The sequence below is a fragment of the Novosphingobium sp. GV079 genome (assembly GCF_003058045.1).
Lineage (GTDB): Bacteria > Pseudomonadota > Alphaproteobacteria > Sphingomonadales > Sphingomonadaceae > Novosphingobium > Novosphingobium capsulatum.
Genome location: NZ_QBUE01000002.1, coordinates 374,233 through 386,500 on the forward strand (window position 1 = coordinate 374,233; position 12,268 = coordinate 386,500).

The window sequence follows — 12,268 nt, forward strand, 5'->3', positions numbered from 1 at the left end:
CGCATGATCAAGATGCTTCGTTCCGCCGCCGCCGCGCTGCTCGCCGCCACTGCCCTGGCCGCGCCGGCGCTGGCCGATACCGGGGGCACGCCCACCACCGCCACGCTGCACGCCGACAAGCCCGGCCCGACCTATGACCGGCATATCTTCACCCAGTTTGCCGAGCATCTCGGCAACGGCATCTATGGCGGGCTGTGGGTGGGCAACGACAAGTCCATCCCCAACACCAACGGCTTTCGCAACGACGTGGTCGGCGCGCTGCGTGATCTCAAGGTGCCGATGGTGCGCTGGCCTGGCGGCTGCTTTGCCGATGAATACCACTGGCGCGAGGGAATCGGGCCGCAGGCCAAGCGCCCGGTCAAGGTCAATACCAACTGGGGCGGCGTGACCGAGCCCAACAGCGTGGGCACGCACGAATACTTCGAACTGCTCCGCCAGATCGGCGCGGAGGCCTATATCTCGGGCAACGTGGGCAACGGCACCCCGCGCGAAATGGCCGAATGGATCGAATATGTCACCGCGCCGGCCGGCAGCCTGGCTGACGAGCGCGCCCGCAATGGCCACAAGCAGCCCTGGGCCCTGCCCTATTTCGGCATCGGCAACGAGCTGTGGGGCTGTGGCGGCAACATGCGCGCCGAATACGCGGTTGACGAAACACGCCGCTATTCCGCGTTCATCAAGCCCGTGGCCGGCACGCAGATCCTGCGCGTGGCCTCTGGCGCCAATGCGGATGACACCAACTGGACCGAAACGATGATGCGGTCGGCCCGCGACCAGGTCGATGGCCTGTCACTGCATTATTATACCGTGCCTGGCCGTGGCACCTGGCCGCCCAAGGCGCAGCCGGTTGGTTTTGACGAGCACGACTGGGCCGATGCCCTCGCAGGGGCGCGCCGGATCGACGATCTGCTGGCCCGGCACACGGCGATCATGGACAAGTACGATCCGCAAAAGCGCGTGTTCCTGGCAGTGGACGAATGGGGCGCCTGGTATGCCCAGGATGCCGGCACGCACCCCGGCTTCCTGCGTCAGCAGAACAGCCTGCGCGATGCGCTGATCGCCTCGACCACGCTGGACATCTTTGCCCACTATGCCGATCGCGTGCGGCTTTCGGCGATCGCGCAGATGGTCAACGTGCTGCAGGCCATGATCCTCACCGACGGCAAGAAGATGGTGCTGACGCCCACCTATCATGTCTTCATGATGTATCGCCCATGGCAGGATGCCACCGTGCTGCCGATCGACATCGTCACACCGTGGTATGCCAAGGACCAGTTCACGATGCCAGCGGTGAGTGGCTCTGCCGTGCGCGACAAGGCTGGCGTGGCGCACGTGGCCCTGTCCAACCGCGATCCCGCCCAGGCGAATACGGTGACGGTCAAGCTGGATGGCATCGCCGCCACCAGCGCGAGCGGCCAGGTGCTGACCGGCGCCGCGATCGATGCGCACAATACCTTTGCTGCGCCCGATACCGTGCACCCGATGCCGTTCAGCGCGGCAACGATCCAGAACGGCGTCCTCAGCGTCACGCTGCCCGCCAAGTCGGTCGTGGTGCTCGACCTGCGCTGATCGCCAGCGCGCCTGCTTAGGCCGTAAACTCATAAATGGCACGCCCGAGGCGCCAAAATGGCGAACATATCGGGCCAAAGTGACCGCCGCGAAGGCTGGTAGCCTTTGCAAGGGCACTTTGGGCTGAGATGGAAGCCATTTTGGCGTCCCTTCGGGATTTGACCCAAAGGCTCCCTCGCAGCGTCGAAAGCACTTGAAATATGTAGGATATTCCTGCGCGCTTTCTCCTCGCGACGGAGCCTTTGGCCGCAAACCTCGGGCGTGCCATTTATGAGTTTACGGCCTAGACAAATGGTGCCGGACCGCTGTCCCGGCCCGGCACCTGGAAGGCCAGCCCGGCATGCGCCGGGCTGGCCTTTTTCCGTTGTGTGGCGATCAGATCTTGAAGCCGAAGCGCACGCCATAAGTGCGCGGCGGCTGGAACTGATAGGTATTGAGGCGCGAGTTGAAGTTCTGCGCCGCGTAGGCGAGGACGACCTTGTCACCCACGTTGCGCACGAACGCCTGGAGCGTCCAGCGCGCGCCCTCGGGGGCATACTGCAGCGACAGGTTGCCGGTCACATAAGGACGCGACTGCGTGTCATAGGTGTTGAACACCGAGTAGTAGAACGACGAGCTGTACTTGGCATCGGCGCGCGGGGTCAGCGTGCCACCGAAAGCCGGGATGGCATATTCGATGCCGCCCGAGACAGACAGCTTGGGCGCGTTGGGCAGCTGGTGGCCACCGATGCTCTGCGGCGTGCCACCACCATCGTTGACGGTGATGTTGTCGCCAAACCGGGTGTGCAGCCACGCGGCGTTGAGGTCGATCCGCCCGCCTTGGCCGAACAGGGCCACGGCCTGCGCTTCGGCGCCATAGATCTTGGCCGTACCGACGTTGAACGTGCCGGCCGCGCCATTGAGCGAGTCTGCCGTCTGCGAAGCCTGGTAACCGCGATAGTTGAAGTAGAACGCCGAGGCGTTGAGCTGCAGGCGGTTGCCCATGAAGCGGTTCTTGGTGCCCACTTCAAACGCGTCGAGGGTTTCGGGACCATAGGGGATCGAGGCTGCCGAACCGTTGGAGTTGAACCCGCCCGACTTGTAGCCGCGATCATACTTGGCATAGACCAGCGAATTGCTGGCCGGGGTATAGTCCAGGCCCACGTGCCAGGTCGGCTGCGACTTGGTCATGCGGCCCGCACCATCGGTGAAACCCGTGGTGAAGGGGAAGACAAAGCCCCATTCCGGGAAAGCCAGCGCCGGATAATTGAGCGTGGCGCCGCCGGTGCGCACCTTTTCATCGCGGGTATAGCGCCCGCCAACGGTGAGCTTCCACTGATCGCCCAGCTTGTAGGCGATCTGGCCGAACACCGCGTCAGACTTGGTCTTGACGTTGTAATCGAAGTGGATGCCGTAGGTGTTGGAGAAATCCAGGAACGACAGCGGCCCGCCGGGCGCATAAGGGCCGGTCATCGCCAGGTTGTAGATCCCGGAATTGATCGTGTTGGTTTCCTGGAAGTGGAACAGGCCAACCTGGAAGAACAGCGGGTTGTTCGATCCGTTGGACAGGCGCACTTCATGGTTCCAGGTGGTCGGCGCCTCGTTCTGGATGAAATTGCGGATCGCCGGATAGGCGGGGCCCGTGGCATCGAGCTTGTGCGCCCAGGTCTGCTTGTCCCAGCCGCCGGCATAGGTCAGCGTCAGGTCACCAGCAAAGTTGGCCACGGTGCCTTCCCAGCGGATGCGATCGCCCTTTACCCGGTTAGACGTGAGCGCCTGGTTGGGAAAGCTGCGCGCGTCGCCGAAATCGGGGCGTGTGCCCAGCGCCGCAACCATCGCCACGTCGCCCACGTTGCGGATGTCGTCATGCTGGTACGACGCCCAGAGCTTGACGTTGTCGGTCGGCTTCCACTGCAGCTGTACGCGGCCGGACGAGGTATTTTCATCATCCCCGTCCAGGTTGATGCCGGTGAGGTGGCGATAGCCGTCGTGCTGGCGATGGATGCCCGAGAAGCGCACGGCCAGCGTGTCGGTCAGCGGCACGTTGCCGCCGGCTTCCACGTTGAGCGCGCGATAGTTGCCCACTTCGAACGAGCCATAGGCGCCCGCCGTGTCGCTGGGGCGGTTGGTGATCAGCGAGATCAGGCCACCGGTGGAGTTACGGCCGTTGAGCGTGCCCTGCGGGCCCTTGAGCACTTCGATGCGGGCGATGTCGTACATCGAGGTGCCGATGGAGAACGAGCGGTTGGTATAGAACCCGTCGCGCGCGATCGGCACGGAAGGATCGCCGATTTCGGTCACGTCGGTCGACGCGATGCCGCGCACGGCGACATAGGCCGAACCCGAGCTGGTGCTGAGATTGACGCTGGGATCGACCGTCGCGAGCGACTGGACGTTGCTGATGCCCTTCTGGGCCAGATCCGCACCGGTATAGACGGTCAAGGCCACAGCAGTCTTCTGCGCCGAGCTTTCGGTGCGGTTGGCCGTGACGACGATTTCAGCAAGGCCGTCACTGTTGCCGCCCGTGCTGCTGGCAGCGTCTTGCGGCGCGGCGCCATCCTGCGCGTGCGCAACCGTGGCAATCGTAGGCATGCTGGCACCGATCAACAGTGCCGCGATCAGGCGGTTCATCCGACGTCCTCCCCTTTTGAGCATGGCGAGATCGTGACTCGCCATTTATAAAATCAAAATGCTGGTTCTTATTATGGCGGATGGAATTTCCGGTCAAGATGGTTTGACGCAGATCAACCAGGCGGAATTTTACCGTTATTTTCCAGCAGTTTGATCCATAAAAAACCACATCTTGACAGAGCGGCCCGGGAAAGCGATACGAAGATCAATAAGAACTAAAGTTCTAATTATGGCGTGGCGCCTGCCCGCCGCCGGGGAGAGCCATGATCACCACCGCCTTCGTTCCGCGCCACGCCACCGGGCCGGCCGCAATGGCGCCGGCAGTGTCCCGGTGCCGCCAGCGCGCGGGCCTCGCGCCGGCCGCGCCAGTTCCATCCCGTTCCCTTTCCCAGTGTGCAGCCCTTCGCTGCCGCCCCTCCTGACGGAGCCATGAAAGCCATGTCCAAGATCCAACGGGGCGTCAGCCTCTACTCGTTTCAGGAAGAGCTCTTCCTGGGCACCATGAGCGTGGAGGACTGCATCGCGTTTGGCAGTTCGATCGGCGCCAAGGGCATCGAAATCCTGCCCGAGCAGAACATGCCCGAATTCCCCAACCTGAGCGATGCCGATGTGGCGCGCTGGCAGGACATGCTGGCCCGCCATGGCGCGCATTTCACCTGCTATGACATGTTCCTCGATACCAAGCTGCGCAAGGATCGCCCGATGAGCGATGCCGAGCAGGTGGAAAGCATCGTGCGCGACATCAAGCTGGCCAGCCGACTGGGCATTCGCAACATGCGCGTGCTGGTGTTCGTGCGGCCCGATATCCTGGCGGCCTGCGTGCCCTATGCCGAGCAGTATGACGTGCACCTGGGCGTGGAAGTGCACGCACCCTGGCATCTTGAGCATGCCTGGATCCTGCGCACGATCGACGAGGCAGACCGCCTGGGCACCCGTCACCTGGGCATCCTGCCCGATATGGGCATCTTCATGAAGCATTATCCGCCGGCCTTCCGCGCGCGCTTTGAACGCCAAGGCGCGCGGCCCGAGGTGACGCAGTTCATCGTGGACAGCCACGAGGCCAAGATCATGGCCGAATACACGATCTACGAAGTGGCCGTGAAGATGGGCGGCAACAAGGCCGAGGTGGCCATGGCCGAGACCCTGCGCCATGCCCCCTATGCCAACCCCAAGCGGATCGGCAATTACGCCCCCTATTTCCGGCACATCCAGGCCAAGTTCTATGAAATGGACGAGGACTGCACCGACCCCTCGATCGCCTATGACGAGGTCATCCCCGAACTCGTCAAGTGCGGCTGGGAAGGAACCCTGTCGAGCGAATACGAAGGCAACCGCTGGATCCAGGACGTGCACCCGGTGGACAGCCGCGAGCAGGTGCGCCGCCAGCATGTGATGTTCGAGCGCCTGATCGACCAGGCAGAAGCCGCATTCGGCGCCAAGGAGACCGTGTGATGTTCGACAAGTACCTGATCGATGCCGCCACGGTGCGCAATATCGGCCCGGCGCAGGCGCCCACCGGCTTCGCGTTCGAGGCCAAGCTTGGCTATTACCGCGGCCTGACCCTGTCGATGATCGAAGAACTGGCGATCACGCTCGATGGCGTCGAACTGCCGCGTGAAGCGGTGCTGTTCGATGAGGGCCAGGGCCCGATCACGCTGGATGCCATGGAAACCGCTTATGACCGGCGCTGGGCATTCGGCACGCCGGCCACGATCATCGTCAACCATCCCGGTGGGCTGCCGGCCGGCGAACACACCCTCGCGCTGCGTCAAAAGCTGCGCGTGTCCTACCTGCCCTTCCCCGCCTTCAACACCGACGAAAAGACGGTGCAAACGGCCTGAAAGGATAACGACGCCATGCATGCTGCCATCAAATCTGCGCTGGCCCTGGCCCTGTTCACCGGTGCGATGGCAGCATCGCATGCCGTTGACGCCAAGCCCACAGCGCCGCACCACGTCACCGCGGCCACCGCTGCTGCGCGCGAAACCGCCCGCAACCGGGCGATCATCACTGACTTTGCCCGCCGCTTCTATACCCTGCGGCAAGTACGCAGCGCGTTCGAAGCCTATGTCGCGCCGGATTATATCCAGCACAATCCCGGGCTTGGCGATGGGCGCGAGGCGGCCATCGCGGCGCTCACACCGATGTTTTCCGACCCCGGGCACAGCTTTTCGATCCGCCACATCGTGGTCGATAGCGATCTGGCGGCGATCCACATCTTCGTAAAGCCCGACCCGGCAGCGCGCGGCGCGGCCGTTGCCGATTTCTATCGCCTGAAAGATGGAAAGATCGTCGAGCACTGGGACGTGATCCAGCCCATCCCCGAAAAGGCCGCCAACCCTCATCCGATGTTTTGATCGCCAGGCAGGCAAACGCGGCGCCGGCGAACCCCGCGCCGCCCGGAAATGCGGCTAGACAAACAATAATAATAGTTCTAATTCTAAATAGCATCAGCCGCAGCGCGATCGGGGGGCACGGGCGTGTTCCGAAAGTCCACGCCGGCTGCGCCGACTTTTTGGGGAGAGATCATGCGTTTTTCCGTGTTCCTGAATGCCCGTTCGATGAGCCCGGCAGAGGATGGCCGGTTGATCACCGACCTGATCGACCACGCCGAACAGGCCGCCGCCAACGGGTTCGAGGCGATCTTCATGCCCGACCACCACTTCAACGGCTATATGCCGGTGGCGAGCGACAGCTTCATCCTGGCCGGCTATCTCGCCGCGCGCCTGCCGCAGATGCATTTCGGCTTTTCGGTGGTGTCGGTGCCGCTGCACCATCCCGTGCGCTTTACCGAGCGCGTCAACGTGCTCGATCATCTGACCAAGGGCAAGCTGCTGGTCGGCGTCGGTTCGGGCACCACGCCCGAGGAAATGATCGGCTTCAACGTCAACTACAAGGACGCTGGCCCCTTGGCCGAGGCGAACCTTGCCGTGGCCGAAGAGCTGTGGGCCAAGCGCATGGACGACCCGGCGGTGCGAATTGACAACGGCCCATACCAGGGCCGCGTGCTGCAACGCATCACGCCCTCGACCTATGGCGAGCAGCACGCCCGGCTGATGCCGGTGGCGATGAAGGAAAGCAGCGCCCGCCGCGCCGCGCGCCATGGCTGGCCGGCCTTCATCCCCGCGTTCACCCCGCCCAAGATCGGCGGCACCGAACCGTTCACGCATGTGAAAAAGTACTTCGACATCTACAAGGGCCTGCTGCTGGAAGCCGGGCACAGCGATGACGTGGTCAAGGATGCGCTGTCATGGACCACGCATACCTATCAGGCGGTGCACGTGGCCGAGACCGACGAGCAGGCGCGCGAGGAACTCATGGTGATCCTGCGTTCGTACCAGGACGCGATCGAACGCGAGGCCGAATTCAACGCCCGCGCCGAAAACGATGAAGCCAACACCAAGACCGACCGCACCCCCAACGCACTGACCGACGACTGGATCGGCACCTGGTGCCTCTATGGCTCGCCCGAAACGGTGATCGAGCATCTGCGCCCTTATGCCGAACTGGGCATCGGCAACGTGCTGTGCGGCACCACCACCGGGCCGCTGACCGCCGAGCGTCTGCGTCTGGGCCAGCAGACGCTTGACCTGATGGGCAGCAAGGTCATCCCGGCCCTCAAGGGAGTGTGAAGGCCATGAAGATCGTGGGGATCGGCGGAACCCTGCGCGATGGCTCCAGCACCGAACGCCTGGTGGCGGCGGTGCTGGACGCGTGCGCAAGCATGGGCGCCCAGACGCAGATGTTCGGGGGCAGCGCCTTGAAGGCCCTGCCCCATTTCAACCCGGAAAGCACCGAACGCACCACGGGCGAGCGCGCCCTGGTCGATGCCGTGCGTGATGCCGATGCCGTGGTGATCGGTTCACCCGGCTATCACGGCGGGGTATCGGGCCTGGTCAAGAACGCGATCGACCTGCTCGAAGACTTGGCGCGTGACGCACGCCCCTATTTCGACGGGCGCCCGGTCGGGCTGGTGGTCAGCGCCGCCGGCTGGCAGGCGACTGGCGTGACCCTGGCCGCGCTGCGCGGCATTACCCATGCCATGCGCGGCTGGCCCACCCCGCTGGGCATTGCCGTCAACACCGTGGCGCAAAAACCGTTCGCCGCCGATGGCAGCCTGGCCGATCCCGAAATCGCCGGAGCCGTTGCCATGCAGGCCCGCCAGATCATGCAATTTGCCAAAGGTGCCGCATGACGCTTTCCCTTGCCGACGCCGCCCGCCTCACGGCCGGCGCCACGATGTGGACCACCGGCGCCGTTCCCGAACGCAATGCCCGCAGCCTGATGCTGGCCGATGGCCCGATGGGCGTCGCCAGCGGCCGGGTGGACGAACGCGACGTTTCCGTGCTCACCCCAGCCCCAGTGGCGCAGGGCGCCAGCTGGGATCTCGATCTCGTGGCACAGATGGGCGCGCTGGTGGGCAACGATGCCATCACCATGGGTGTCGATGCGCTGCTTGCACCCAACGTCAACATGGCGCGCAGCCCGCTCGCCGGGCGGGCGTTCGAATACTATTCGGAAGATCCGCTGCTTACCGGGCTGTGCGGCGCGGCCTGGGTGCGTGGCATCCAGTCCACCGGCACCGCCGCCGTGGCCAAGCACTTTGTCTGCAACGACAGCGAGACCCAGCGCGACACGATGAACTGCGTGGTGGACGATGCCACGCTGCGCCAGGTCTATCTGCTACCCTTCGAAATGGCCTGCGCCGCCGGCTGCGGCGGCATCATGACCGCCTACAACCACGTCAACGGTGATTGGTGTGCCGAGGCTTCGGGCCCGCTGGCCATCGTGCGCGATGAATGGGCCTATGGCGGCGTGCTGATGAGCGATTTCTTCGCCACGCATTCCACCGCCGCCACGCTCAACGCCGGGCTGGACCTGGAAATGCCCGGCCCCGCCCGCTTCCTGGGCGCCAAGGCGGAAGATGCCGTGGCCCAAGGCCTGGTCAGTGCAGACCGTGTGCAGGACGCCGCCGAACGGGTGATCCGCTTCAACCAGCGTTTTGGCGGCGCCAAGACACCCGCCACGCTCGATAGCGAGGAACTGCTCACCGCCGGCGCTGCGGCAGGCTTCGTGCTGCTGCGCAACGATGGCCTGCTGCCGCTCGCGCCGACGATCCGCACGCTGGCGGTGATCGGCCCCAATGCCACGGCGCCGTGCTATCAGGGCGGCACCTTTGCCCGCATCGCCGTGACCCCGGATGCGCTCACGCCGCTCGAAGCGATCACCGCCACGCTGGGTCAGCACATGGCGATCGTACACGAACCGGGCGTCGATCCCCAGCCGCGCCTTCCCGCCATGCCGGTGACCCCGGCGATGGACCTGGGCGATGGCTGCACGACCGGCCTGACCGTGGAATACTTCGCCGGGCACGATCTCACCGCAGAACCACTCTCGCGTGAGACGCGGGCGACCAATTCGCTGGTCTGGTTCCATGGCGTGCACGATCAGGGCCGCTTCAACGAGACCGGCGCCGTGCGTGCCAGCGGCTGGTATGTCGCGTCTGGCGATGGCGCGCATCGCTTCTATGCCGGGGCAACCGGCCCAGTGGTGCTCAAGGTCGATGGCGTCGAAATCATCCGCCGCGATGTCCAGCCAGCAGCGTCCGACATCATGGGCGTGCTCAAGGCCGGCGATGCCGACGAAGGCGTGGTGACGCTCCGCGCCGGGCAGCGCGTGCTGGTCGAGGTGGAACTGCGTTACGCCCCGGCCCGCGTGCAAGGCCTATGGTATGGTGTGCGGGCGCCCGATACGCCCGATGCCATGCTCGCCCGCGCCATTGCCGCGGCAGCCCAGGCCGATGCCGTGGTGCTGATGCTGGGCGAAACCGCCGATGCCAGCGTGGAAAGCAAGGACCGCAGCGATACCCGGCTCGATCCGGCGCAGTTGCACTTGGCCCAGGCCGTGCGCGCGGCCAATCCGCGCACGGCGATCGTTGTCAACGTCGGCCACGCGTTTGACGCCAGCTTTGCCACGGATGCCGCCGCGTTGCTGGTGGCCTGGTATCCGGGGCAGAACTTCGGCAAGGCCCTGGCCGACGTGCTGATCGGCACGCGCGAACCCGGTGGCCGCCTGCCGATGACCCTGGCGGCGCAAGAGGCTGATTATCCCGCCTATGGCCTGACGCCCGATGACAGGGGTGACCTGCGCTATGATGACGGGTTGCTGGTTGGCTATCGCGGCCTCAAGGCGCACGGCAAGGCCGCGCTGTTTCCGCTTGGTGCCGGCATGGGCTATACCAGCTTTACGCTGGGCGAGGCCCGCATCGCCGATGGCCGGATCGTGGTGGAGGTGACCAACACAGGCACACGCGCCGGCAGCGAGGTGATCCAGGCCTATCTGGCGCAAAGCCCCTATGCCCTGGTCGGCTTTGCCAAGCTGCACCTGGCGCCCGGCGAAAGCGCCACCGCCACGATCGAACCCAGCCCCTATATCCTGCGCAGCGTGCCGGGCAGCGATGCCGTGCCGCTGGTGGTGGGGCGCAACGCACAGGACGCCGCTTTCACGCTACGCTTGCCGCGCTAGGCACAGCCAGCAGCAGCAGCAGACAGGCCCGGAATGCCCATGTGGCGTTCCGGGCCTTTTGCCGTGGTGCCTATCCGCGCCAAGGCGCTTTCAAAGCTGACGCAAAAAGGCCCCGTCCGGTTTCCCGGCGGGGCCTTGTTTGATGCGCCTGGCGCAGGACTGCTTAGTGGGTCAGCCCGGCAATCGCGTTGTCGACCAGCGCGCGGTCAGCATCGGCGCCGTGGCGGGCAGCGATGATCTGGCCGGCCGCCGAAGCAGCAGCAGCAGCGGCCGTGGCGCGCAGATCGTCAACCGCGGCGCGTTCGGCAGCGGCGATCTTGTCCGAAGCCATCTTCTCGCGGCGGGCAATGACCTCGCGGGTATCGGCTTCGGCCTTGGCCACGATCGCGGCGGATTCGGTGCGCGCATGCTCGAGCATGGCGGCCGCGTCCTTTTCCGCGTTGGCGATGCGCGCGGCGTATTCGGCACGCAGCGCTTCGGCTTCGGCACGCAGCGCCTTGGCATCGGCCAGTTCGCGGCGGATCGCGGCGATCTGGTTGTCGAGGCCCTTGGTGATCGTGCCCGGCACCTTCTTCCACGCCAGGATCAGCAGGAAGACGAACATGGCAGCGGCAACGATCGCGCCGGCACCGATGCCGTGGATGGTGGGTTCGGCTGCTTCATGGCCGCCGGCGTGCTGTTCGACCGTGGCGGTCGTGGCGGTCGCGTTAGCCATGAGCGAGCACTCCCTGCACCGCACCGCGCGCGTCTTCGGCCGAAACCGAAAGGCCCGCCAGGCGGCTGACGATATCCTGCGCGGCCTGCGCGGCCACGTCTTGCACTTCCCCCTGCGCTGCGGCACGGGCGGCGGCAATGCGCGCCTCTGCTGCGGCAGTGGTTTCCTCGATCCGCGCCGATGCGGCATCGAGAGCAGCCTGCGTGTTGCGGGCAGCCTCGGCCTTGGCAGCGGCGATCAGGTCATGCGCCTGGGCGCGCTGTTTGCCTTCGGCAATGCGCCAGGCCTGTTCTTCGGCGTCGGCGGCGGCCCGGGCGGCTTCTGCCGCGCCAAGATCGTCGGCGATCTGCTTGTTTCGCTGGTCGATCGTCGACACCACGCCCGGGAGCATGCCCCGGCCGATGACGAAGAAGACCAGGCCAAAGCACACCAGCAGCCAGAAGATCTGGCTGGCATAGGTAGCGGCGAGTTGGGCTATCTGGGGCATCGCGTTGGTCCGCGCTTCCTGTCTGTCGTTCTGGCCGGCCGGGGGTCACCCCGGCCGGATGTCAATCAATGGTCCGCTTCGCTGCCTCAGGCAACGAAGATCAGGATCATCGCAACGACGAACGAGAGCAGGCCCAGAAGTTCGGCGGCGGCGAAGCCGATGAACAGACGGCCCTGCTGGCCATCAGCGGCGCCCGGATTGCGCAGCGCGCCTTCGAGGAACTTGGCGAAGACGTTGCCCACGCCCAGCGAGGCCAGACCGGCGCCAATGGCAGCGAGACCAGCGCCGAGAAGCTTTGCGCTCTGTGCGTCCATGATAAAAACTCCCTCTTTGTCGTAAACCGGTGTGAAGCGGTATCAGGT

The 12,268-nt window shown here is 65.1% G+C and carries 11 protein-coding genes; 7 read left to right on the forward strand and 4 right to left on the reverse strand.

Features of this window, described 5'->3' with window-relative positions:
• Positions 1-3: 3 nt before the first annotated feature.
• Positions 4-1,569 carry an alpha-N-arabinofuranosidase gene (locus tag C8K14_RS03500; RefSeq protein ID WP_107715700.1) on the forward strand — a complete coding sequence of 522 codons (1,566 nt, stop codon included), beginning with the start codon at positions 4-6 and terminating at the stop codon, positions 1,567-1,569.
• Between the two features lie 375 nt (positions 1,570-1,944).
• Here C8K14_RS03500 and C8K14_RS03505 read toward each other — a convergent pair whose 3' ends face one another.
• On the reverse strand, positions 1,945-4,179 hold the full coding sequence (locus C8K14_RS03505) for a TonB-dependent receptor (RefSeq protein WP_158271859.1): 2,235 nt from the start codon (positions 4,177-4,179) through the stop codon (positions 1,945-1,947).
• A 438-nt stretch (positions 4,180-4,617) separates the two neighbouring features.
• On the opposite strand from C8K14_RS03505, the gene C8K14_RS03510 reads away from it, so the two are divergent.
• The 6 genes from C8K14_RS03510 (at position 4,618) to C8K14_RS03535 (ending at position 10,704) form a co-directional block, all read left to right on the forward strand.
• The gene (locus C8K14_RS03510) at positions 4,618-5,631 is read left to right on the forward strand and encodes a sugar phosphate isomerase/epimerase (RefSeq protein WP_107715702.1); all 1,014 of its coding nucleotides are present in this window, start codon (positions 4,618-4,620) and stop codon (positions 5,629-5,631) included.
• Entirely contained in the window at positions 5,631-6,020 is a 390-nt protein-coding gene (locus C8K14_RS03515) for a DUF6379 domain-containing protein (RefSeq protein ID WP_107715703.1), read from the forward strand. Before C8K14_RS03510 ends, C8K14_RS03515 begins: the two co-directional genes overlap by 1 nt.
• A 15-nt stretch (positions 6,021-6,035) precedes the next feature.
• Positions 6,036-6,536, forward strand: coding sequence for a nuclear transport factor 2 family protein (locus C8K14_RS03520; protein WP_233250881.1), 501 nt, complete (start codon positions 6,036-6,038; stop codon positions 6,534-6,536).
• A gap of 171 nt (positions 6,537-6,707) precedes the next feature.
• Complete coding sequence (locus C8K14_RS03525) at positions 6,708-7,811, forward strand: LLM class flavin-dependent oxidoreductase (RefSeq protein ID WP_107715704.1); 1,104 nt, start codon at positions 6,708-6,710, stop codon at positions 7,809-7,811.
• Positions 7,812-7,816: 5 nt separating this feature from the next.
• Complete coding sequence (locus C8K14_RS03530) at positions 7,817-8,374, forward strand: NADPH-dependent FMN reductase (protein ID WP_062781993.1); 558 nt, start codon at positions 7,817-7,819, stop codon at positions 8,372-8,374.
• The gene (locus C8K14_RS03535) at positions 8,371-10,704 is read left to right on the forward strand and encodes a glycoside hydrolase family 3 C-terminal domain-containing protein (protein WP_107715705.1); all 2,334 of its coding nucleotides are present in this window, start codon (positions 8,371-8,373) and stop codon (positions 10,702-10,704) included. Before C8K14_RS03530 ends, C8K14_RS03535 begins: the two co-directional genes overlap by 4 nt.
• A gap of 163 nt (positions 10,705-10,867) precedes the next feature.
• Here C8K14_RS03535 and C8K14_RS03540 read toward each other — a convergent pair whose 3' ends face one another.
• From C8K14_RS03540 to C8K14_RS03550, 3 genes are all read right to left on the reverse strand, one after another.
• Positions 10,868-11,419, reverse strand: a complete 552-nt coding sequence (locus tag C8K14_RS03540) for an ATP synthase subunit B (RefSeq protein WP_022677866.1) — start codon at positions 11,417-11,419, stop codon at positions 10,868-10,870.
• Positions 11,412-11,906, reverse strand: a complete 495-nt coding sequence (locus C8K14_RS03545; protein ID WP_022677865.1) for a H+-transporting two-sector ATPase subunit B/B' — start codon at positions 11,904-11,906, stop codon at positions 11,412-11,414. Before C8K14_RS03545 ends, C8K14_RS03540 begins: the two co-directional genes overlap by 8 nt.
• An 86-nt stretch (positions 11,907-11,992) precedes the next feature.
• Positions 11,993-12,220 (reverse strand): F0F1 ATP synthase subunit C, encoded by a 228-nt coding sequence (locus C8K14_RS03550; RefSeq protein WP_022677864.1) that lies wholly within the window; start codon positions 12,218-12,220, stop codon positions 11,993-11,995.
• Between the last annotated feature and the right edge of the window lie 48 nt (positions 12,221-12,268).